Source organism: Aquitalea sp. LB_tupeE (assembly GCF_013391415.1).
Classification (GTDB): Bacteria; Pseudomonadota; Gammaproteobacteria; order Burkholderiales; family Chromobacteriaceae; genus Aquitalea.
Genome location: NZ_JACAXB010000034.1, coordinates 256,063 through 276,697 on the forward strand (window position 1 = coordinate 256,063; position 20,635 = coordinate 276,697).

Consider the following 20,635-nt stretch of genomic DNA (forward strand, 5'->3'; position numbering starts at 1 on the left):
GAAGCGCGGTGAGGTAATTCATCGGAATCGTCTTATATGGGTGAAGGAGCGAGCCGGAATCAGCCCTGCAAGCTGGCCTGGGTAATCTGACTGCCCGGTGGCACGCTGCGGGTGAGCCAGACATTGCCGCCTATGCTGGAACCACGCCCGATGGTGATACGGCCCAGTACTGTGGCACCGGCGTAGATCACCACATCGTCTTCCACAATGGGGTGGCGCGGCTGGCCCTTGAGCAGACTGCCATCCTCGCCCTGTTCAAAGCGTTTGGCACCCAGGGTGACTGCCTGATACAAGCGCACCCGCTCGCCAATGACGGCGGTTTCACCTATCACCACGCCGGTACCGTGATCGATGAAAAAACCGGCACCGATTTGCGCACCGGGGTGAATGTCAATACCGGTTTCACCATGGGCGATTTCGGCGATGATGCGAGCCACCAAGGGCAAGTCGGCGCGATAGAGCAGATGGGCCAGACGGTGATGCAGGATGGCATTGATGCCGGGATAGCACAGCAGCACTTCATCCACACTGCGCGCTGCCGGGTCGCCCTGCCAGGCGGCGGTGATGTCAGCGTCCAGCAGGCGGCGCTGGTCGGGCAAGGCGGCGGCAAACTGCTGAACAATCGCCACCGACTGTGCCTCACTGTCCTCTGCCGCCAACCCGTTCAGGCGTGCGCTGTAGCGCAGTTCAAGTACCACTTGCGCCGCCAGTGCATCCAGCGCCACGGCCAGGCTGTGACCGACGAAAAAGTCCTCGCTGCTGTCGCGCAGTCCCGGCGGCCCTAGCCGCATCGGAAACAGCGCAGCAGCCAGGGTGGCCACGACATCACGCAAGACAGTACGGGACGGAAATTCGCGGGTGGAAAAATCCCGCAAACGGCCCTGGCTTTGCCGCCAGTCGGCACGTGCCGCATGCAAGGCGCTGACTACGCTGTCCAGATGCCAGTCGTGTACCACCGGCTGGGCAGGACCAAGGGGACGGACCAGATCATTCATGGCTGTACTCGCTTTATCGTCAGTCGGGCCTGAGCCGGGTTTCAGTCTTGCTGCCAAGGCAGGTTCCAGTAACGCCAGCCACCCACGTCACCACGCTGGTTCTGGCTGTCGAGGTCCCCTTCGAAACCTTCCAGCACGTTGTACACCTGGGTAAAGCCGGCCTTGGCCGCAGCCTCGGCAGCGGCGGCGGAACGTTTGCCACTGCGGCACAGCAGCACCACGATGCTGTTCTTGCCGCCGGCCTTGTTTTCCAGCTCGCGCAGGAAGCGCGGGTTCTTGATCAAGGCAGTGCCGGTCTGCCAGGCCACATGCAAGGAACCGGGCACCTGGCCGACGAATTTGCGCTCCTCGGCGGTACGCACATCCACCAGCGTGGCGACACCGGCTTCCACCAGCGACCAGGCCTCCAGCGGATAAAGTGCACCGGTGTAAGCAAGCCCGCTGTCCGCCGCCCGCAGTCGGGCAATCTCGAGCAGTTCTTCGCTGGCACTGACTGCGTCGGTGGCGCTGAGTTGGTGGCCGCTAGGCCCGGCCTGATTGGTATTCGGGGTAATGCTTTGGGGGGTGTTGGTGTGCAGTTGCGTCATCTTGGTCTCCCTGACTGGTGCCATCTGGCTTGCAGACCAATATACGCGGCAGCATGCCGACGGCTAAGCAAGAAAAACTGCAGTGATTATGAAGAAAATAGATAACCATACCGTTCGTATGGCATTTTCTGGCATAACGAAAAGAATCTTCGTTTACTGAGCAGACAAGTGCTTACAAAACGGTCGAAAAGCAAGTGATGGATGGGTAGAAAAAACAAAACGGGATGGCCATCGCCATCCCGTCCGGGGCAGTCAGATCGTGCGTTTCAGGCTTAGAACGCCGGAATCACCGCACCTTGATACTTGGTTTCGATGAACTTCTTGGCTTCCGGGCTGTTCAGCGCAGCAGCCAGTTTCTTGATGGCGGCGCTGTCCTTGTTGTCCGGACGGGCTACCAGCAGGTTGGCATACGGCGAGGTGGTTTCCACAAACAGCGCATCACGTTTCGGATTCAGCTTGGCTTCCAGCGCGTAGTTGGCGTTGATCAGCGCAACATCAACCTGGTTCAGCACGCGCGGCAGGGTAGCGGCTTCCAGTTCCTTGATCTTGATGTTCTTCGGGTTGGACACGATGTCCTTGGTGGTCGGGTAGATGTTCTTGCGGTCCTTCAGCTTGATCACGCCGCCCTGATCCAGCAACAGCAGTGCGCGGCCGGCGTTGGTCGGGTCATTCGGGATGGCCACGGTAGCGCCCTGCGGCAGTTCGGCCACTTTCTTGTACTTGCTGGAGTAAGCAGCAAACGGCTCGATGTGTACCGGCTTGGAAGCCACCACCAGATGGGTGCCACGGTCCTTGTTGAACTTGTCCAGGTAGGGAATGTGCTGGAAGAAGTTAGCATCCAGCTGCTTTTCTTCTACCTGGGTATTGGGCAACACGTAGTCGTTGAACACTTTGACTTGCAGATCCACGCCTTGCTTGGCCAGGGTAGGCTTCAGGGCTTCCAGGATTTCAGCATGCGGTACCGGCGAGGCAGCCACGGTCAGTTTTACATTCTCGGCGTGTACGGCCAGGGCGGCCACGCTCAGGCTCAGGGCAGCAAACAGTTTGGAAACGCGTTTCATCGTTTTTATCTCCAGATCAATGGGCAAAGGGGGTCCGGACAGCTGGCAGACACCAGCTGTACAGGGATTCACAACAAGGGAAATCAGTAGATCGCTGGCAGCGTGCTCAGCCGAAGCGACAGCGGCGCACCAGGGCATCACCGGCGGATTGCAGCGCCTGCACCAGCACCAGCAGCAACGCCACAGTGACGATCATCACCTCGGTCTGGAAACGCTGGTAGCCGTAACGGATGGCCAGGTCGCCCAGACCGCCGCCGCCGATCACCCCGGACATGGCGGTATAACCCACCAGCGCCACCGCAGTTACGGTAGCCGCGCCAATCAGGCCTGGCATGGCTTCGGGCAGCAGTACCTTGAACACGATCTGCGGCAGTTTGGCACCCATGGACTGACTGGCTTCAATTACGCCACGGTCCACTTCGCGCAGCACGTTTTCCACCAGACGGCCAAAGAAGGGAATGGCTCCCACCACCAGCGGCACGATGGCACCGGCCACGCCGATGGAGGTGCCCACCAGCAACAGGGTGAGCGGAATCAGCACGATCAGCAAAATCACAAACGGCAGCGAACGCAGCACGTTCACCAGGAAAGACATCACCGCATACAGCCGTGGGCGGGCACGCAGCTGGCCCGGTGCGCTGATGTACAGCAGCACGCCCAGCGGCAGGCCGAACACGATGGTAAACAACAGGGACACACCCAGCATGGTCAGGGTATCCAGCGTGGCGGTGCCGATTTCCGGCCAGTCCACCGTCAACAACAGGCTTGGGTCGAATCCGCTCATGCCAGCACCTCGCAACGTACACCCTCGCGGGCAAAGATTTCCGGCAAGGCCGGCAGTTCCACATCCGACGCCACCACGCCCACCAGCAGCTGGCCGCAGGGGGTATCACGGATTTCGCTCAAGGTACCGCTCAGCAGGTTGACCCGCAGGCCGGTTTCCCGCCCTACCTTGTCCAGCACCGGGCTGAGCGTGGGTTCGCCGACAAAGGTGAGCTTGAGCAGCGGCACGCCGATGCGCGCACGCCAGGCGTCGACACGTTCGCCCTGACCAAAACCGGTTTCGGCCAGCAAGCTGCGGGTGACGGCATGCTGCGGCTGCAGGAACACATCCAGCACACTGCCCTTTTCCACCACCTTGCCGTGATCCATCACCGACACGTGATCGCACAATTGGCGAATCACGCGCATGTCGTGGGTAATCAGCACAATGGTGAGATTGAGCTGACGGTTGATGTCGGCCAGCAGGGCCAGAATCGAATCCGTGGTTTCCGGGTCCAGCGCGGACGTGGCTTCGTCACACAGCAGCAGATCCGGGTGATTGGCCAGCGCACGGGCAATGCCCACGCGCTGCTTTTGTCCGCCGGACAATTGCGACGGGCGCTTTTCCTTGTGATCGGCCAGGCCCACCAGCTGCAGCAGCTCGTCCACGCGGGCGTCCATCTGTGCCGGAGTCAGGCCTCCAGCCAGTTCCAGCGGAAAGCGCACATTGCCGGCCACCGTGCGCGAGCGCAGCAGGTTGAAATGCTGAAACACCATGCCGATGCGCTGGCGGCGCAGTTGCAGCTCACCTTCCGGCAAGGCGGTGAGTTCTTGCTCGCCCAGCTTTACTGTGCCGCTATCCGGGCGCTCCAACAGGTTAAGGCAACGAATCAGGGTACTTTTACCGGCCCCCGAACGGCCGATGATGCCGTAAATTTCTCCGGCAGCTACTTGCAGGCTGACATCGTCCAGCGCGGCAATGCGGCGGCCTTCGTGGCTGAAATGCTTGCTGAGATTGCGTACTTCTATCATACCGTCTGCGTTCTATCCCCTGCCCTGATCAGGCAGAAAGCGGGTGAGAGACGGGGGATAACCCGTCAGGAGTGGCAAGTCTAGCGATTGTTGTTACAAACCAAAAATAATAAAAATTTTGTTGTATATCGTTTTGGAGAATATTGGATACAGAAGTCTGCATGCACTTGTCTTCCCTCGCAGGCTACGACAGCAGCCTGCGAGGGAAGACCAATGTCCACTCAGGCCAGCGTGGCGATCGACACTTCTGTGGATTTGACGAAGGCCACCACCGGCGAACCCACCTTCAGCTGCAATTCGCGTACCGAACGGGTGGTGATTACCGAGGTAACAATGCCCGATGCGGTTTCCACATCCACTTCGGACAATACCGGTCCTTCGATGATTTCCTTGATCACGCCCTTGAACTGGTTGCGCACATTGATGGATTGAATGCTCATGATCTGCTTTCTATGTAATGGGGTTACAAGGCCCAGTGCAGCTGCGAGAAATGCAGCGACGCGAGCGGTGTTTCATTGATTAGTGGCGTATTGAAAGAAGGACCTTGCAGCACGCGCTGCAGGATGTGCTGCTCCAGAGCGACAAAGCGGCTATCGGCCGGGTCGCGGCTGCGCGGCAGATCCACCGGCAAATCCAGTGCCACACGGCCCTCCTCCAGCAACACCACACGATCGGCCAGGGTCACGGCCTCGCTGACATCGTGCGTTACCAGCACCGTGGTGCAAGCGTGTTGCTGCCACAAGCGTTCGATCAGGCCCTGCATTTCCAGCCGGGTGAGCGCATCCAGCGCGCCCAGCGGCTCATCCAGCAACAGCAAGGACGGCTGATGCACCAGCGCCCGCGCCAGTGCCACCCGCTGGCGCTGACCGCCGGACAGCCGGGCCGGCCATTCCTGCGCCCGGTCAGCCAGCCCTACTTCGGCCAAGGCCTGCTCGGCTTCGCCACGACGACTGGCTGGCAAACCCAGCGCGACATTGTCCAGCACGCTTTTCCACGGCAGCAGGCGGGCCTCCTGGAACATCACCCGCACGCTCTGGCCATCCGGCTGTTGCAACAGGCCGCCATCGGCCTGATCCAGCCCGGCCAACAGGCGCAGCAAGGTGCTTTTGCCGCAGCCGGAGCGGCCGACAATCGCCAGGAACTGTCCCTGCGGAATGTGCAGGTCCAATGCATCCAGCACCACCCGCTCGCCAAAGCGCCGGATAAGGCCTTGCAGCACGATAGACTTCCCGGTCTTGAGATCATCCAGTTTCATCATGTTCTCCTCAGGCAGCCTTGAAATAGGATGGATGCCAGCGCAACCAGCGTTTTTCCAGTGCCCGGGCGGCGACATCCACCACCTTGCCCAGTGCGGCATACAGCAGGATGGACAGCACCACGATGTCGGTTTGCAGGAATTCCCGCGCATTGGACGCCAGATAGCCGATACCGCTGGTGGCGGACAGGGTTTCCGCCACGATCAGGATGATCCAGGCAATGCCCAGTGCGTAGCGGATGCCCACCAGAATCGACGGCAAGGCCCCCGGCAACACCACCTGACGAAACAAGGCATTACCGCTAAGGCCGTAACTGCGTGCCATTTCCAGCAGCTGCGGGTCGAGCGAGCGAATACCGTGATACGTATTGAGATACACCGGGAACAGCACGCCGAAGGCCACCAGAAACACCTTGGCCGACTCGTCGATGCCGAACCACAAAATCACCAGCGGCAGGATGGCCAATGGCGGGATGTTGCGCAGCATCTGCAAGGTGGTATCAAACAATGCCTCGCCCAGCCGGGACACCCCGGCCAGCAGACCGAAGGCCAGGCCAAGGCCCGCGCCGATGACAAAGCCACTGGCTACCCGGGCAAAACTGACCGCCAGATGACGGAACAGGTCGCCACTGCTGAGCAATTGCCAGAAGGCCACCAGCACTTCGGTGGGTGCGGGCAGGACCCGGTGGTTCAGCCAGCCCGCCACCGAGGCCTGCTGCCAGAACAGCAGCAACAGGATGGGCACCAGCCAGGGCAGCAGACGTTGCCACAGGCCTTGTGCCAATGCATGTGAACGTGACATGGTCAGGCTCCTCAGGAGGCCGCCGCCTGGCGGATTTCATTGGGCAACAGCTGGTTGGCCATCACCTCGCCCGCCGGCTGCTGGCCGATGCTGGCCTTGAGACGATCCGGCAGATGCGGGAACAGCAGTTCGGCCACGCGATAGGCTTCGTCCAGATGCGGATAGCCGGAGAACACAAAGGTTTCGATGCCAAGCTCGGCATATTCCTGCATGCGCGCGGCCACGGTGGCGCCATCGCCCACCAGGGCCGTGCCTGCGCCACCGCGCACCAGACCGATACCGGCCCACAGATTGGGCGAAATTTCCAGCTTGTCACGGCTGCCGCCATGTAGCGCAGCCATGCGGCGCTGGCCTTCCGAGTCCGCCCGTGCCAGGGTTTTCTGTGCATTGGCGATGGTGGCGTCGTCCAGACGGCTGATCAGCCGGTCGGCTGCGGCCCAGGCTTCTTCATTGGTTTCACGCACGATGATGTGCAGGCGGATGCCAAAACGTACCGTGCGGCCCAGCTTGGCTGCCCGCGCCCGTACATCGGCAATTTTTTTGGCCACTTCGGCAGGCGGCTCGCCCCAACTGAGGTAGACATCCACATGCTCGGCCGCCAGATCATGCGCGGCATCGGAAGAGCCACCGAAATACAGCGGCGGATACGGCTTGCTTACCGGCGGGTACAGCAACTGGGCATCGCTCACCTTGATGTGCTTGCCGTCAAGATTCACCTTGTCACCGGCCAGCACACCCTTCCAGATATGCAGGAATTCGCTGGCGGCTTCGTAGCGCTCGTCGTGACTGAGCCAGCTGCCATCACCGGCCAGCTCCACCGGGTCCCCCCCAGCCACCACGTTCACCAGCAGACGGCCTTGCGACAGGCGGTCAAAGCTGGAAGCCATGCGCGCCGCCACGGTGGGCGACATGATGCCGGGGCGCACCGCCACCAGGAACTTCAGTTTTTTGGTGGCCGGAATCAGCGTGGCGGCCGTCACCCACGGGTCTTCGCAAGAACGACCGGTAGGAATCAGCGCGCCATCAAAGCCCAGGCTGTCTGCCGCGCGGGCAATCTGGGTGAGGTAGTCCAGGTCCACCGTGCGCGCCCCTTCCGGGCTGCCCAGATAGCGACCGTCACCATGCGTGGGGAAAAACCAGAAAATCTGCATGTCTTGTATTCCTGTCTTGATCTTGTCTTGTTCTAGCTTTGCTCTTGAATGGCACTCAGGGCTTCCACACCGCGTCCTGCACCTTGATAGCCTTGGGAATCAGGCCCAGTGCGTGGAAGGTGTCGGCCACCTGCTGTTGCTGCTGAATGGTTTTGGCGTTGACGTAGCTGACGCTGTAGTCCGGGTGACGGCTGAGCATGGCGGCATAGGTTTCCGCCTCCAGCCCGGTATAGCCGGAGAGGGTTTTGGCCACTTGCTGCACATCGCCACGCAGCTGTTTGTTGTTGTCGGTCAGCGCCTTGAACACGATGGCAATTACCTTGGGGTTGGCCTGGGCAAAGTCACGCGCCGCCAGATAGAAGGTATTGTTGGCGCTCAGACCCTTGCCGCTAGAGAGCACGCGCACACCACCAGCGCGGGTGGCCGCTGCGTAGTACGGGTCCCAGATGCTCCAGGCATCGACACTGCCGCGCTCGAAGGCGGCACGCGCCTCGGACGGTGTCAGGTAAACCGGGGTGATGTCGCTGTATTGCAGCCCGGCCTTCTTCAGCGCCGCCACCGTCAGGTAGTGCGCACTGGAGCCCTTGGTAAAGGCCACGCGCTTGCCCTTGAGGTCGGCCAGTTTCTTGATAGGCGAATTAGCCGGCAACAGGATGGCGGAGGATTCCGGCTTGGACGGCTCCTGGCCGATATACACAATATTGGCCCCGGCAGCTTGGGCAAATACCGGCGGCGAATCGCCAGTCATGCCAATGCTGACACTACCCGCATTCATGGCTTCCAGAATCGGCGGGCCAGCTTGAAATTCATACCATTTCACCGTCACGCCCAGCGGCGCCAACTGCTTTTCCAGCGTGCCTTGCGCCTTGAGCGACACCAGATTGATGGCACTTTTCTGGTAACCGACATTCAGGTCCAGCGCCTGGGCCGCCAGCGACCAGCCGGCCAGCACGGCGAGACCCAGTGTTTTTTTCAGGATGGATACAGTCATGATGATGTCCGGAATTACAGGCTGATCAGCCGGGAAATGAAATCGTTGGCATAACGGGGGGCATGCGGGGCCGGGGCATTCACTCCCAGCAGGGCGGCGAACTCATGCACAGCGGTTTGCAGACGCTGCTCCAGCTCCTCGGCCAGTTCGGCTTCACCATTGGCATTGGCACCGATTTGCGATTCCACCGCATACACGCCCTGATGGATGGCACTGGCTTTCAGCGCTGCCAGCACTGGCTTGATGGAGTAGTCCACCGCCAGCAAATGGCCGGGGCTACCGCCGCTCACCAGCGGCAATACCGGTTTGCCAGCCAGGCCGCCTTCGGGAATCAGGTCCAGCAGCACCTTGAGTGCGCCGGCATAAGCGGCCTTGTACACCGGCGTGGCGATGATCAGGCCACTGGCGGCGCTGATGCGCTGCTGGAATTCCTGGATTTGCGGATGGGAAAACTGGCCGTGCAACAGGGCGTCGGCCGGAAAGTCGTGAATACTGATGGTTTGCAGCTCGATATCCAGTGCGTCCAGCGCAGCACGGCTGCGCTCGATCAGGCGCGCAGTACGCGAGGTTTTGCTGGGGCTACCGAGAATGGCGAGAACGGTCATGGGTGGGTTTTCCGCAGTGCGTCATGTCAATGAGCAGCACCTTAGCAGAGCCCTTTTATATCCATAACCAATAATAAATAAACTTATTAGCAGAAAAAAAGCTAATGAAACAATATGATTAGCTTACGGCCAGACATGCAAAAGCCCGTGTCCATATCACTAGACACGGGCTGGCAGATAAGTGTTTCAGGCCTGGGCGTCGTCGCCCTGGCCGGCGTCGGCAGCACTCTCGTCCTTCTTCTCCAGCATGTCTTCCAGCGCGCCTGCGCCCTTGAAACCAGCCACGGCAGCAATGCCCTTGGTCAGAAGGCCAGCATCCGGGTCCAGTTTTTCCGCAGCTTCCACCGCCGCAATGGCACCAGCTACTTCACCCAGGGTATCCAGCAGTCCCATAAGCACTCCTTCAAAGTCAGTGAAATGAAAATTTATAATGCCACAAGTCAGCACAATGACAAGCATGCCCGGTTCAAAACGACATACTGACAGCAAGGGCGAGACCAATCCGGCTACTGCGACCGCCACCACCCTGTCCAAAAAACAGTGCTTGCCGCACAATATCCGGCTTGCCAATCAGCGAGCCCACCATGCGCCACCACCTGTTGATCATCGATCCCCAGAATGATTTCTGTGACCTGCCGCCATCTGCGCTACCGGTGCGCGGAGCCAATGCCGACCTGCAACGGCTGGCACAGCTGATCACACGTCATGGCACAGCGCTGGACGGTATTACGGTAACGCTGGACAGCCACCACCGCTACGACATCGCCCACCCGGCTTTCTGGCGCGGCCCAGCGGGCGAGCAGCCACTGCTCTGCCCCATCACCCTGGCGGATGTGGATGCCGGACGCTGGTTACCCGCCCAGCCCGCCCTGCTGCCTGCCGTCCGCCACTACCTGCAGCACTGCGCGCTATTCGTGTGGCCGCCGCACTGCCTGGTCGGTAGCTGGGGACACAATATTCATGAGGGGCTCAACCAGGCACTGCAGCAATGGGAATGCCAGGGCCTGCAGCCGGTACAGTTCCTGTTCAAGGGCCTGAACCCGCTCACCGAGCATTTTTCAGCCTTTGAAGCAGATTTGCCGCTGGCGGATGACCCTGCCACCTGTTTTAACCCGCGGCAGGTGGCCACACTGGTGGCAGCTCAGCGCGTCATCGTAGCGGGCGAGGCCCTGTCCCACTGTGTGGCCAGTTCGGTACGCAGCCTGCTGCGCCATCTGGGGCCGGACTTCGCCCGCAAGCTGGTACTACTGGAAGATTGCAGTAGCCCGGTGCCGGGGTTCGAAAAACAGGCTGAAGACTTTGTCGCGGAAATCCGCCAACTGGGCGCGCACATCCTCCCCAGCACCGCACTTTTCGCCTGAACGCTGCCAACAAACATCCTGCTGTCGTGTTGCGCCGCCTTGCACCAGCGACGCCAGGCTTTTGTTAGCAGCGGCACACGGCTCGGCCAGCAAAAAGGGCGTGCCCGCAGGCACGCCCTTTTCATATCAAGCGCGTGCAGTTGCACGCCGGCTTGTACTCAGTCGCGCTCCACCGCAGCCAGTGCCGGCTGGTGATGGCGACCCAGATTGAACATCTTGTACACCACCGATACCGCCAGCAAGAGGCCGCTACCGACAAACAGCGATACGCGGGTATCCGGATTCACCAGCATGCCGAACAGCACACACACCAGGAAGGCAATGGTCAGCCAGTTGGTGAAGGGGAACAGGATGGACTTGAACGGGTGGCTGTGCATTTTCTCGCTGTGCGCCAGACGGAAACGGGCCTGGCACAGCAGGACAACAAACCAGGGCACCATGCCCGGCAGTACACTGGCGCTGTATACATACACGAATACACGTTCCGGATTGGGAATGATGTAGTTGAGTGCGGAACCCAGGCCGATGCAGGCAATGGTCACCCAGATGGCGTTGACCGGCACACCACCCTTGGACACCTTGCCCAGGAAGGACGGCAGCTGCTTGTTCTGCGCCAGGGTATACAGCATGCGGCCACAGCTGTAGATGCCGCTATTACAGCCGGACAGCGCCGCAGTCAGTACCACGAAGTTGATGACACCCGCAGCGGCGGCAATGCCCACCTTGGCAAAGGTCAGCACAAAGGGGCTGCCGCTGGTGCCGATCTGGTTCCACGGGTAAATGGCGACGATGACGAAAATGGCGCCGACATAGAAAATCAGGATGCGCCAGATGATGTTGTTGATGGCACGCTTGAGGGTGACTTGCGGGTCCTTGGCTTCACCAGCAGTAATGCCAACCAGCTCTACCCCCTGATAAGCCGCCACCACCAGACAGAGCGCGAACAGAAAGCCCTTGGCACCACCGGCAAAAAAGCCGTCATGGGCGGTCAGATTGGCCAGACCAACAGCTGGCATGTCGGCACCACCCACCAGGATCAGCTTCAGCCCCACCAGAATCATCACCACGATGGTGGAAATCTTGATCAGGCCGAACCAGAACTCGAACTCGCCGTACAGGCGCACAGCCAGCAGGTTGGAAGCTGCCAGAATGCCGACAAAGGCAATGGCCGGCACCCACTGCGGCACACTGGGGAACCAGTACTGCACATACACCCCGGCGGCGGTGATTTCCGAAATGCCCACGGCAATCCACATCAGCCAGTAAGCCCAGGCGGTAAGGTAGCCCCAGTAAGGGCTGAGGTATTTGTAGGCGTAATGGGCAAACGAGCCGGCCACCGGCTCGGTATGCAGCATTTCACCCATGGTGCGCATGATGAAGAAGATGAACACCCCGGCAATGGCATACGCCAGCAAGACCGAAGGCCCCGTCCATTTCAGCGTGCTGGCCGAGCCCATGAACAGACCGACACCGATTGTCCCGCCAAGGGCAATCAGTTCGATATGTCGTGCCTCAAGCCCGCGCTGCAGCTTTTTGTCACTCTGATTTTCTGACACGATTTATATTCCCGTTGGTTTCACATATTTATCGAATATCCAATCCTGGCGCTTATTCTGACAAACGCGGATTACCTATTCTTTGATCTGACTACGGGATAATGCTAAACCCTTCATTTCACAGTCGCAATAAAGGGAATCCCCTTTAAAACAAGGCGAAATCTACAATTCGGAAATCCGAACAACAAAAACAGTATTTATTCGGTTATTCGAATGCCAATTCGCAACAAACAAACAATTAATATCAGCCAACTGATTAATCATGTCGCAAAAGCATAAATAAGCCCATCAACAAAATTTTAACTGCCACCTGACAAACTGGCGGCTTGCACAGTGACACTCCTGCTCCGCCCTGCCACATTCCCACGCTGGTCATGCCAGCCTCCCCTGCCGCACCCACAATGCCGCATCGCAACAATTTGATCTTTCTTTGCGAGTTATTACTTTCAATACGCATTTTCGTTACCCATAATGGATAATTGCTCGCAACCCATGGCAGGGCTAAACGCGCGTATGGAAAAGCTGCTCGCAGACTTGTTGCAAACATCCCCCATCGGCATTGCGGTGCTGGACAGCCAGTTGCGCTATGTGCACATCAACCGCCAGCTGGCAGACTCCAACGGCCTGAGCCCGGAGGCCCATATCGGCCGCACCCCGCGCGACGTGCTGCCCGATATTGGCCCCGGTCTGGAAGGCATCATGCGCAAGGTGATGGCCAGCGGCCTGGCGGAGTGCAATTTTGAAGCCAGTGCCGAAATCCCCCCCGGCTCGGGCTGCATCACCTACTGGAATGCCAGCTACCACCCCCGCTTTGACAAGCAAGGCGAGCCTTGCGGCATCATTGCCATGGTGGAGGATGTCTCGCTGAAGAAACGGGCAGAGCTGGCCATTCGGGCCAGCAACGAACGCATTCGCAAGGTGCTGGATGCCTTGTTCACCTTTGTCGGGGTACTGAGCACCCATGGCGTGCTGGAGGAAGCCAACCGCGCCCCGCTGGAACAGGCAGGGCTGGAACTGGCCGACGTACAGGGCAAACTGTTCTGGGAGTGTTACTGGTGGAACCACGACCCACTGGTGCAAATCGAGCTGCAACAGGCCATTGCCCGTGCTGCAGGCGGCGAAACCGTGCGCTACGACGTGGTGGTGCGCATGAAAAACGACAGCCGCATGGTCATCGACTTCATGCTGCGCCCCTTGCGCGATGAAACGGGAGCCATCAGCAACCTGATTGCCTCCGGCATCGACATTACCGCGCGCAAGCAAAACGAACTGGCGCTGCAAATCAGTGAAACCTATTTCCGTGAAGTGGTGGAATCCACACCGGACGGACTGATGATGGTGGACCAGCACGGCGTCATCCGCCTGATCAACACCCGGATGGAGCAGTTGTTTGGTTACACACGGCACGAACTGGTGGGCGAAAAACTGTCCAGCCTGCTGCCGGATGATTTTCGCGCCACCCACAGCAGCTACGTCACACAGTTTTTTACCGCACCGATGGCGCGGGGCATGGCCAATCGCAAGCCGCTGTTTGCCCAGCGGCGCGATGGCTCGCAGTTTCCCTGTGAAATCGGCCTCAACCCGATGCGGGTGGGCGAAGAAATGCTGACGCTGGCCTGTATTTCTGACGTATCCGAACGCTACTACGCCAAGCTGGATCTGGAAAAAGCCCTGCAAGAAAAAACCGTGCTGCTGGGCGAGGTGCATCACCGGGTGAAGAACAATCTGCAAGTGATTTCCAGCTTGCTCAGCCTGCAAGCACGCACCGCCACCCCCGACGCCAACAAGGCCTTGCTGGACAGCCAGAACCATGTGCGCTCGATGGCGCTGATTCACCAGCTCTTGTACGAGCGCAATGATTTTTCCCGCATTCCGATGTCGGTCTATATAGAAAGACTCACCCATCTGCTGCGCGACGTCAGCACCGGCTACGGCAGCCATATTGCCTTCGTGTTCGAGCGCACCGGCCCCGAGGCCTTTCTGGAACTGCAAAACAGCATTCCCTTTGGCCTGATCCTGAATGAAATCGTGGTCAATGCCTGCAAACATGCCTTCACGCCCGGCCAGCCCGGTCAGGTGACCATCCACATGAACACCGAAGATCAGGTACAGCTGCGGATTCGTGACAACGGACGCGGCTGCCCGCCCGGCGTGTCGCTGGGGCATGCCGACACGCTTGGCTTTCAGTTATTGCCCATGCTGACCGAACAGCTGAAAGCCACATTGACACTGGAAACCGCACCGGATCAAGGCTGCTGTTTCACCTTGACCATTCCAGACCTTATCCGGGAGTAGCTGCATGGCTTACCGCATCCAGATTGTCGAAGACGAACGCATTGTCGCGCTGGATCTGAAAATGGCGCTGCAAAGCCTGGGTTTTGATGTGGTTGCCAGTTGCGCATCCGGCGAAGAGGCCATCGCGCGTGCCGGCGAACTCAAGCCCGATATCATCCTGATGGACATCCACCTGGAAGGAAGCATGCCGGGCACCGAAGCTGCCCTCATCATCCGCCAGACCCTGGACGTCCCGGTGATCTACCTGACTGCCTTTGCCGAAGAAAACATCTTGCAGCAGGCAGAAAAAAGTGCGCCCTATGGCTATCTGCTCAAGCCTTTCGAGCTGCGCGAGCTGAACGCCACCATCCGCATGGCGCTGGCCTGCCGCATGGCCGAAATGGAAGTCCACAAACAGCAAAGACTGCTGATGCTGGCGGTGGAAACCGCCCAGCTGGGCATATGGGAGTGGGACCCGCAGCAATCGCTGTTCACCGGTCAGGGCTATTTCGGCAAGATCACCGGCCTTGACATGACAGCGCGCCAGGAAAAAGTGCCGCCCTTCCTGCGCCTGCTGGAACATGCCGACCAAAGCCGGCTGAACCAGTTGCTGAAAGACCGGGGCCGGGTGGACATGATTACCACCATCACCCCGGATGATGGCGATGCGGTATGGGTGGAAATGTCGGTACAGGAGTACGAGCCGCAATGGCAGGAAAGCGCCAAGCAGATTGGCGTGCTGCGTGACATTACCGAGCGCATCAAGTCCGAACAGCTGTTACAACAGGCCGGTGCGGTATTCCAGTCCACCGCTGAAGGCATAGTAGTGGTGGATACCGACCGGCAGGTGAAGTCGGCCAACCCGGCTTTTTTGCGCCTGACCGGTTTTAGCCTGATGGAAATACTGGGGCAGGACATCGACGAGCTGCTGCATGTCAAAAAGCACACACCGGACTTTTACCTGGGCCTGGGCCAGTTGGGCGAAGCTGGCTGGCATGGCGAGGTGATGTGCCGCCGCAAGAATGGCGAAACCTTCCCTGCCTGGGAGCATATCTGCCTGGTGTCCTACGATCTGGAGCTACCCGCCCATTACATCATCGGCTGTACCGATGTCAGCTCAATCAAGAAAGCTGAAATCGAACTGAACCGCATGGCGTTTCATGATGCGCTCACCGACCTGGGCAATCGCCATCTGCTGAACGAACAACTGGCGATCGAACTGAACCGGGCCGCGGGCGACGGCAACCAGATGGGCCTGGTGTTCATCGACCTGGATGGCTTCAAGCTGATCAACGACGGCCTGGGCCATGCCACTGGCGACCAATTACTGAAAGTGGTGGCACAGCGTATCCGCGACACCATCCGCCGTGCGGACATTCCGGTGCGTTTTGGCGGCGATGAATTCTTCATTATCTGCCCGCACAGCAGCGAGCAGGACTGCACCACCATGGCCAGCCGCCTGCTGGAAAGGCTGGAACAACCCATGCCGGCGGGCAAGGACAATATCGTCGTCACCGCCAGCATCGGCATTGCCCTGTATCCGCAGCACGGCACCTCCGCCGAAAAACTGCTCAGCGCCGCCGACAGTGCCATGTATCAGGCCAAGCTGGCCGGCAAGCGGCGCTACTGCACCTTTAATGAGTCCATGGCAGAAAAAGTGCACGAACGACTGCGGCTGGAACAACGTCTGCGCCAGGCGGTGAAACAGCGCAGCTTCACCCTGCACTATCAGCCCTTGATCCGGGTGGAGGATGCCAGCCTGATCGGCTTCGAAGCCCTGTTGCGCTGGCAGGACGAGGGCGTGAACATTCCACCGGATTTGTTCATTCCAGTGGCGGAAGAGTGCGGACTGATCCAGGAACTGGGCAGCTGGGTGCTGCAGCAGGCCTGCGTCGAGGCGCAGCGCTGGAATGAACGCTTTCACTACCCCTTGAAGGTGGCGGTGAATGTGTCGGTCATGCAGTTTGTCGAAACAGATTTTCTTGCAGGCGTGGCCAGAGAGTTACAACACAGCGGCTTGCAACCGCATTTGCTGGAACTGGAAATTACCGAAAGCGTGTTGCAGTCACTGGAAAACAGCAAGCGCATCCTCAAAGACCTCAAACGCATTGGCGTATCGGTGGCGATTGATGATTTTGGCACCGGTTATTCGTCGATGGCGGTGCTGAAAGACCTGGCGGTGGACCGGCTGAAAATCGACCGCTCCTTCATCTGCAATACCCCGACACAGACGCAGGATGCCGCCGTATGCAAGGCCATCATCATGCTGGCGCGCAGCCTGATGCTGGGCATCACCGCCGAAGGGGTGGAAGAAGGTGCGCAGGTGGATTTTCTGCGCGAAAACGGCTGCGACACCATTCAGGGCTATTACTACTCGAAGCCACTGGATGCCGCCGCGCTGGAACGCTACCTGGAACAATCCTTCAGCGCGGGGCCCGCCACGGCAGCAGGCCCCGACAGCTGACAGTTCAGGGAAGAACCGTCAGCCTGCCGTTTTCCACCCGGTAGTTACGCTGATTGTCCGGCCCGATCAGGCTGCTGGCCAGACTGTTGAACACCAGCGGCAGCGTAAGGGCAGACGGCACCGCCTGGTAACTGGCGGCATCGTTCACATCCCCTTGCCCGCGATAACGTGCAATCAGCGGCCACGGATACACCGGTCGCGTGGCCTTCACCTCCCCCCATGGCCGGGCAAGCGGGCTGCTGGGCATGGGTGCTGCATGCAGGGTGGGGGCAGCCTGGGCTGGCTTGCCCTCGGCTGGCAGGCCTGCCGGTGGCGGCCCGGCCATGAAATCCGCTGCAGCATGCGCCAGCTTGCCGGTCAGCAGCGCGGCCGGGGGCTGTTGCAGCTCGGTCCAGGCCATCAGCGGAGCAAGCACATCCACCTGATCGTATCCATCGCCACCACCGCAATGCCCGACACCCGGCAGCAGAAACAAGCGCATGAAGCTGTCGGTAGCCGCTGCGCCCAGCTGTTGCTGCACGCCCTGGTAATAAGCCAGCGACACCGCCGGGGTAACCGAAGTATCCGCCAGGCCATGCCACAAAATCAGTTTGCCGCCATGCTGACGGAAGGGCTGCAAATTGGTATTGGTGGCGTTATACAGCGGAGCCAATTGCGCCAGCTGCGCAAAGCTGGCGTCATCAAACCGCAGCTGTTGCAGATTGCCCATGGCCTGGTCCACTTGCGGCAGAATCAAGTAACTGATGGCCAGCGAGGCAATATCATTGCTCATCGACTTGCCTTGCGCCGTGGCCGGCACCATCCATTGCAGCTCGGAACCGGGCAACACCCCGCCCATGGTCAGCTTGCGACCGGCGGCATCCAGCGGGCCGTCATACAGCTTGCGCGCCACCGCCACTTCCTCGGCACTCAGGCACTGGCTGCTGTCCGTCGCACCTGCCGGACACTGCGCCCAGGCCGGGTCCACCTTGCAACTAAGCGGGTCTTGCAGCAGGCCATCTTTTACGCCGGAACCCTCGGCACAATGTTCCAGAACGGCGCGATGCAGAATGCCCAGCCGCTTTTGCAGCAGGATATTGCTGCCATCGGCCCGCTGGTTAGCCACCACATTCCAGCCGTGGTACAGCGAATTTTGCAGCTGGAACAGCGTAGCTGGCGCACCGGCAGCCACACCATCAAAGTCATCCGGATAGCGCTGCGTTTCCATCAGTGCTTCGCGACCGCCATCCGAACAACCGATAAAATAAGAGAAGCGCGCCGGCTGGCCATAAAAGGCCTTGATCAAGGCCTTGGCCACCAGGGCGGTCTGGTGATTGGCACGGTAGGCAAAGTCGATGCGTTTTTGCGGGTCGGCACCGAAGCTGGCCTGATCCGGCCCCATCATCGGGCCCTTGTGGCCCATGTCGTTGCCTGCCACCACGAATTCGCCATTCAAGGCAGGGCCGCAACGCCCGGCATTGCTGATCCCCACGCGGGTCATGCCGCACAGCCCGCCGCAACCACCTTGCAAGTAGCGCTGGGTCCAGCCCTTGAGGGGCAGGTCCACCTCGAAACCAATGGCCGGGGCGATGTTCCCTTCCACCTTGCAAAAATCACCCTTGGGCGTGCTCACCACACTGGCGGCACGGATGCTGACCGGCGCATCTGCCACACCGGTGAGGGCCTGCTGGCCGAGTGCTGCGCAGCTGATCACCGCGGCTTGCGCTGGCAAGGGCTGATAGTCGGCTGCCTGCACTGAACCGGGCAGCCATCCCATGCACAGCAAGCACACGCATGCCAACAGGGACAGCCAGCCGGCAACCATGCGCTGGCTGCGATAAGCGGTATGGTTCACTTTATTCACTCCTGATGTTCACCACAAAACGAGAATTACTATCATCCAGCCACAGCAGCGTCATGTTGCTTTGCTGCAATTTTCTTGTCTTAACAGCACTGCACCAGGCTACGCCGCCTGGCATGGCATAGTCATGCACTGGCTTGAGCCTAGCCCAGCCAAGACTATCCAGCCAGCCAGCGCGACCCTGGTGGCAGCACATGGCAACGCAGCTTCACTTTTTGGCAACGCACCCTCCTCCCGGCTGACCTAGATTAGCCAATGCAATCAGAACCATTGCAATAACAACGATCTGAACCAGATGGAGGAGAAACCATGCAGCAATCCATGTTCAAACTGAGCCTGGCCGCCTGTGCCGCACTCACTGCGCTGACTGCCCATGCCGAAGACAGCACGGTCACCGTGTACGGGGTGATCAGCGCCTCGCTGGAATCGGTGGGAGCATCCGGCGGTAGCGGTGGCACCAAGTCCACCACCACCCGCGTCACCGACAATAATTCCCGCATCGGCTTTCGTGGCAACGAAGACCTGGGCAACGGAGTAAAAGCCATCTGGCAGGTGGAATCCAGCTTGCGCAACTTCGAACAGGGCGGTAGCACCGATTGGGGCCAGAGCGCCACGCTGGCCACCCGCAACAGCTTTGTCGGCATGAGCAGCGAGCAATATGGCCGCCTGATTGCGGGATATAACGACACGGTTTACAAATCGCTGGTGGGCAGCACGGCGGACTTTGGCATTGATGTGATGGCCGGCACCATTGCCGACAGCTGGGGAACCGGCCCAGGCTTTTACCAGCTCTTCAGCCGTGGTGAAACCCGCCTGAAAAACTCCATCCATTATGTGTCGCCCTTGTTGTCCGGCTGGCAGGCTGGCGCGTCCTATGGCGTGGATGAAAGCAAAACCAATAACACCAACCGCAGCCGCCTGAGCCTGGCAGTCAAATATGGCGACGGCCCGTTCAAGGCCGGTTTTGGCTGGGACCGCCAGTTTGATACCGCGGGTTACGAGCAGACCAACTCCGGCACCGCTGCCGCTGGCAAGCATGTGGATTTTGCCAAGCTGCTGGCGCAGTGGACTTTCAGCAGCACCGGGACGCTGCTTGGTGCCGGGGTGGAACGCGGGACTTATGAATCGGCCAGTGGCGGCCAGACGCTGAACCAGACCGGCTGGACGGTGGGTGTCAGCCAGCCGGTAAGCGAGCGGCTGGCCCTCAAGGCGTCATACAGCAAGCTGGGCAGCCTGAACAATGCCAGCCATGCCGATGACTACAAGGCCACGCAGTGGGTGTTGGGTGCCACCTATGCCGTCACCAAACGCACCAGCTTCTACACCTATGCCACCCGTCTGAGCAACGGCGCACTGCAGAATGCCAACTTCGGCTTCAGCCCGCTGACCACCGGCACCAATGCCAGCAGTACCGTTGTGCTGGCCAACGGCAACACCCTGCACAGCGTAGGCGTGGGCATGTCCACTGCTTTCTGATTCAGCACGCGGCTGACCACAATCATCACACTGAAAAGGCTGGCGCTTGCCAGCCTTTTTCAGGCTGATGTCAAATCGTGTAAATCCAGGTAAATCCCTTCAAGCCAGCCGTAATTTCACCGATAGTTGTTATAAATGCAATAAGGAATCCAACCATGTTTCTGGGCGCAGTCGGTTCATTCATCAGCACTTCTGGCGGGGCTTTGCTCAAGGCTGGCTCTTCCGTAGTGACCGAAGCGGCTTCCATTGTCGAAGCGCATCCCCTGCTGGCGGGTGTGGCGTTGGGGGTGGGCATTTACGAATACGCCACCAGCAATCCCAGTCATCTGGGTAATACGGTGGATACCAAGGCCTGAGCGCGTCGCGCAAAAAAAAGGAGGAGCCAGGCTCCTCCGTCAAACACTGACTGAGTCAGTTTCGGAT

The 20,635-nt window shown here is 59.7% G+C and carries 20 protein-coding genes; 5 read left to right on the forward strand and 15 right to left on the reverse strand.

Features of this window, described 5'->3' with window-relative positions:
* Positions 1–59 precede the first annotated feature (59 nt).
* From epsC to HWX34_RS18915, 12 genes are all read right to left on the reverse strand, one after another.
* On the reverse strand, positions 60–995 hold the full coding sequence (epsC, locus tag HWX34_RS18860) for a serine O-acetyltransferase EpsC (protein WP_178973707.1): 936 nt from the start codon (positions 993–995) through the stop codon (positions 60–62).
* A gap of 41 nt (positions 996–1,036) precedes the next feature.
* Complete coding sequence (locus HWX34_RS18865) at positions 1,037–1,582, reverse strand: rhodanese-like domain-containing protein (protein WP_178973708.1); 546 nt, start codon at positions 1,580–1,582, stop codon at positions 1,037–1,039.
* Positions 1,583–1,854: 272 nt separating this feature from the next.
* Positions 1,855–2,643 carry a MetQ/NlpA family ABC transporter substrate-binding protein gene (locus HWX34_RS18870; RefSeq protein WP_178973709.1) on the reverse strand — a complete coding sequence of 263 codons (789 nt, stop codon included), beginning with the start codon at positions 2,641–2,643 and terminating at the stop codon, positions 1,855–1,857.
* 106 nt (positions 2,644–2,749) lie between these two features.
* Positions 2,750–3,427, reverse strand: a complete 678-nt coding sequence (locus HWX34_RS18875) for a methionine ABC transporter permease (protein ID WP_178973710.1) — start codon at positions 3,425–3,427, stop codon at positions 2,750–2,752.
* Positions 3,424–4,437 (reverse strand): methionine ABC transporter ATP-binding protein, encoded by a 1,014-nt coding sequence (locus HWX34_RS18880; protein ID WP_178973711.1) that lies wholly within the window; start codon positions 4,435–4,437, stop codon positions 3,424–3,426. The genes HWX34_RS18875 and HWX34_RS18880 overlap by 4 nt, the downstream gene beginning before the upstream one ends.
* A gap of 221 nt (positions 4,438–4,658) precedes the next feature.
* Positions 4,659–4,877, reverse strand: coding sequence for a molybdopterin-binding protein (locus HWX34_RS18885; RefSeq protein ID WP_045844948.1), 219 nt, complete (start codon positions 4,875–4,877; stop codon positions 4,659–4,661).
* 23 nt (positions 4,878–4,900) lie between these two features.
* Complete coding sequence (locus tag HWX34_RS18890) at positions 4,901–5,695, reverse strand: ATP-binding cassette domain-containing protein (protein WP_178973712.1); 795 nt, start codon at positions 5,693–5,695, stop codon at positions 4,901–4,903.
* 7 nt (positions 5,696–5,702) lie between these two features.
* Positions 5,703–6,494 (reverse strand): aliphatic sulfonate ABC transporter permease SsuC, encoded by a 792-nt coding sequence (gene ssuC, locus HWX34_RS18895; protein ID WP_178973713.1) that lies wholly within the window; start codon positions 6,492–6,494, stop codon positions 5,703–5,705.
* Between the two features lie 11 nt (positions 6,495–6,505).
* Positions 6,506–7,645, reverse strand: a complete 1,140-nt coding sequence (gene ssuD / locus HWX34_RS18900) for an FMNH2-dependent alkanesulfonate monooxygenase (protein WP_178973714.1) — start codon at positions 7,643–7,645, stop codon at positions 6,506–6,508.
* A 55-nt stretch (positions 7,646–7,700) separates the two neighbouring features.
* Positions 7,701–8,636, reverse strand: a complete 936-nt coding sequence (locus HWX34_RS18905; RefSeq protein ID WP_178973715.1) for a sulfonate ABC transporter substrate-binding protein — start codon at positions 8,634–8,636, stop codon at positions 7,701–7,703.
* Positions 8,637–8,650: 14 nt separating this feature from the next.
* Entirely contained in the window at positions 8,651–9,241 is a 591-nt protein-coding gene (ssuE, locus tag HWX34_RS18910; RefSeq protein WP_178973716.1) for an NADPH-dependent FMN reductase, read from the reverse strand.
* 186 nt (positions 9,242–9,427) lie between these two features.
* Positions 9,428–9,634, reverse strand: coding sequence for a hypothetical protein (locus tag HWX34_RS18915; RefSeq protein WP_178973717.1), 207 nt, complete (start codon positions 9,632–9,634; stop codon positions 9,428–9,430).
* 191 nt (positions 9,635–9,825) lie between these two features.
* Here HWX34_RS18915 and HWX34_RS18920 point away from each other — a divergent pair, with 191 nt between their 5' ends.
* Positions 9,826–10,602, forward strand: a complete 777-nt coding sequence (locus HWX34_RS18920) for an isochorismatase family protein (protein ID WP_178973718.1) — start codon at positions 9,826–9,828, stop codon at positions 10,600–10,602.
* Between the two features lie 158 nt (positions 10,603–10,760).
* Here the strand turns inward: HWX34_RS18920 and HWX34_RS18925 are convergent, their stop codons facing one another.
* Together HWX34_RS18925 and HWX34_RS18930 are read right to left on the reverse strand one after the other, a co-directional pair.
* Positions 10,761–12,158 (reverse strand): amino acid permease, encoded by a 1,398-nt coding sequence (locus HWX34_RS18925; protein ID WP_178973719.1) that lies wholly within the window; start codon positions 12,156–12,158, stop codon positions 10,761–10,763.
* A 256-nt stretch (positions 12,159–12,414) separates the two neighbouring features.
* Positions 12,415–12,615, reverse strand: a complete 201-nt coding sequence (locus HWX34_RS18930) for a hypothetical protein (protein ID WP_178973720.1) — start codon at positions 12,613–12,615, stop codon at positions 12,415–12,417.
* Between the two features lie 56 nt (positions 12,616–12,671).
* Between HWX34_RS18930 and HWX34_RS18935 the strand changes: the two genes are divergently transcribed.
* Positions 12,672–14,453 (forward strand): PAS domain S-box protein, encoded by a 1,782-nt coding sequence (locus HWX34_RS18935; RefSeq protein ID WP_178973721.1) that lies wholly within the window; start codon positions 12,672–12,674, stop codon positions 14,451–14,453.
* Between the two features lie 4 nt (positions 14,454–14,457).
* Entirely contained in the window at positions 14,458–16,896 is a 2,439-nt protein-coding gene (locus HWX34_RS18940) for an EAL domain-containing protein (RefSeq protein WP_178973722.1), read from the forward strand.
* Positions 16,897–16,900: 4 nt separating this feature from the next.
* Here the strand turns inward: HWX34_RS18940 and HWX34_RS18945 are convergent, their stop codons facing one another.
* A complete protein-coding gene (locus tag HWX34_RS18945; RefSeq protein WP_218645249.1) occupies positions 16,901–18,730 on the reverse strand; it encodes a tannase/feruloyl esterase family alpha/beta hydrolase in 1,830 nt (609 codons plus the stop codon).
* Positions 18,731–19,045: 315 nt separating this feature from the next.
* Here HWX34_RS18945 and HWX34_RS18950 point away from each other — a divergent pair, with 315 nt between their 5' ends.
* A complete protein-coding gene (locus HWX34_RS18950) occupies positions 19,046–20,212 on the forward strand; it encodes a porin (RefSeq protein ID WP_178973723.1) in 1,167 nt (388 codons plus the stop codon).
* Between the two features lie 155 nt (positions 20,213–20,367).
* Positions 20,368–20,568, forward strand: coding sequence for a hypothetical protein (locus tag HWX34_RS18955; protein WP_045844941.1), 201 nt, complete (start codon positions 20,368–20,370; stop codon positions 20,566–20,568).
* The last annotated feature ends 67 nt before the right edge of the window (positions 20,569–20,635 follow it).

What these genes read in the sequence shown, in the direction of transcription:
- HWX34_RS18935 (WP_178973721.1), top strand. Translation starts at nt 12,672, where the DNA reads ATGGAAAAGCTGCTCGCAGACTTGTTGCAAACATCCCCCATCGGCATT.
- HWX34_RS18885 (WP_045844948.1), bottom strand. Translation starts at nt 4,877, where the DNA reads ATGAGCATTCAATCCATCAATGTGCGCAACCAGTTCAAGGGCGTGATC.
- epsC (WP_178973707.1), bottom strand. Translation starts at nt 995, where the DNA reads ATGAATGATCTGGTCCGTCCCCTTGGTCCTGCCCAGCCGGTGGTACAC.
- HWX34_RS18905 (WP_178973715.1), bottom strand. Translation starts at nt 8,636, where the DNA reads ATGACTGTATCCATCCTGAAAAAAACACTGGGTCTCGCCGTGCTGGCC.
- HWX34_RS18920 (WP_178973718.1), top strand. Translation starts at nt 9,826, where the DNA reads ATGCGCCACCACCTGTTGATCATCGATCCCCAGAATGATTTCTGTGAC.
- HWX34_RS18950 (WP_178973723.1), top strand. Translation starts at nt 19,046, where the DNA reads ATGCAGCAATCCATGTTCAAACTGAGCCTGGCCGCCTGTGCCGCACTC.
- HWX34_RS18890 (WP_178973712.1), bottom strand. Translation starts at nt 5,695, where the DNA reads ATGATGAAACTGGATGATCTCAAGACCGGGAAGTCTATCGTGCTGCAA.
- HWX34_RS18940 (WP_178973722.1), top strand. Translation starts at nt 14,458, where the DNA reads ATGGCTTACCGCATCCAGATTGTCGAAGACGAACGCATTGTCGCGCTG.
- ssuC (WP_178973713.1), bottom strand. Translation starts at nt 6,494, where the DNA reads ATGTCACGTTCACATGCATTGGCACAAGGCCTGTGGCAACGTCTGCTG.
- HWX34_RS18930 (WP_178973720.1), bottom strand. Translation starts at nt 12,615, where the DNA reads ATGCGTATTGAAAGTAATAACTCGCAAAGAAAGATCAAATTGTTGCGA.
- HWX34_RS18870 (WP_178973709.1), bottom strand. Translation starts at nt 2,643, where the DNA reads ATGAAACGCGTTTCCAAACTGTTTGCTGCCCTGAGCCTGAGCGTGGCC.
- HWX34_RS18880 (WP_178973711.1), bottom strand. Translation starts at nt 4,437, where the DNA reads ATGATAGAAGTACGCAATCTCAGCAAGCATTTCAGCCACGAAGGCCGC.
- HWX34_RS18865 (WP_178973708.1), bottom strand. Translation starts at nt 1,582, where the DNA reads ATGACGCAACTGCACACCAACACCCCCCAAAGCATTACCCCGAATACC.
- HWX34_RS18955 (WP_045844941.1), top strand. Translation starts at nt 20,368, where the DNA reads ATGTTTCTGGGCGCAGTCGGTTCATTCATCAGCACTTCTGGCGGGGCT.
- ssuE (WP_178973716.1), bottom strand. Translation starts at nt 9,241, where the DNA reads ATGACCGTTCTCGCCATTCTCGGTAGCCCCAGCAAAACCTCGCGTACT.
- HWX34_RS18875 (WP_178973710.1), bottom strand. Translation starts at nt 3,427, where the DNA reads ATGAGCGGATTCGACCCAAGCCTGTTGTTGACGGTGGACTGGCCGGAA.
- ssuD (WP_178973714.1), bottom strand. Translation starts at nt 7,645, where the DNA reads ATGCAGATTTTCTGGTTTTTCCCCACGCATGGTGACGGTCGCTATCTG.
- HWX34_RS18915 (WP_178973717.1), bottom strand. Translation starts at nt 9,634, where the DNA reads ATGGGACTGCTGGATACCCTGGGTGAAGTAGCTGGTGCCATTGCGGCG.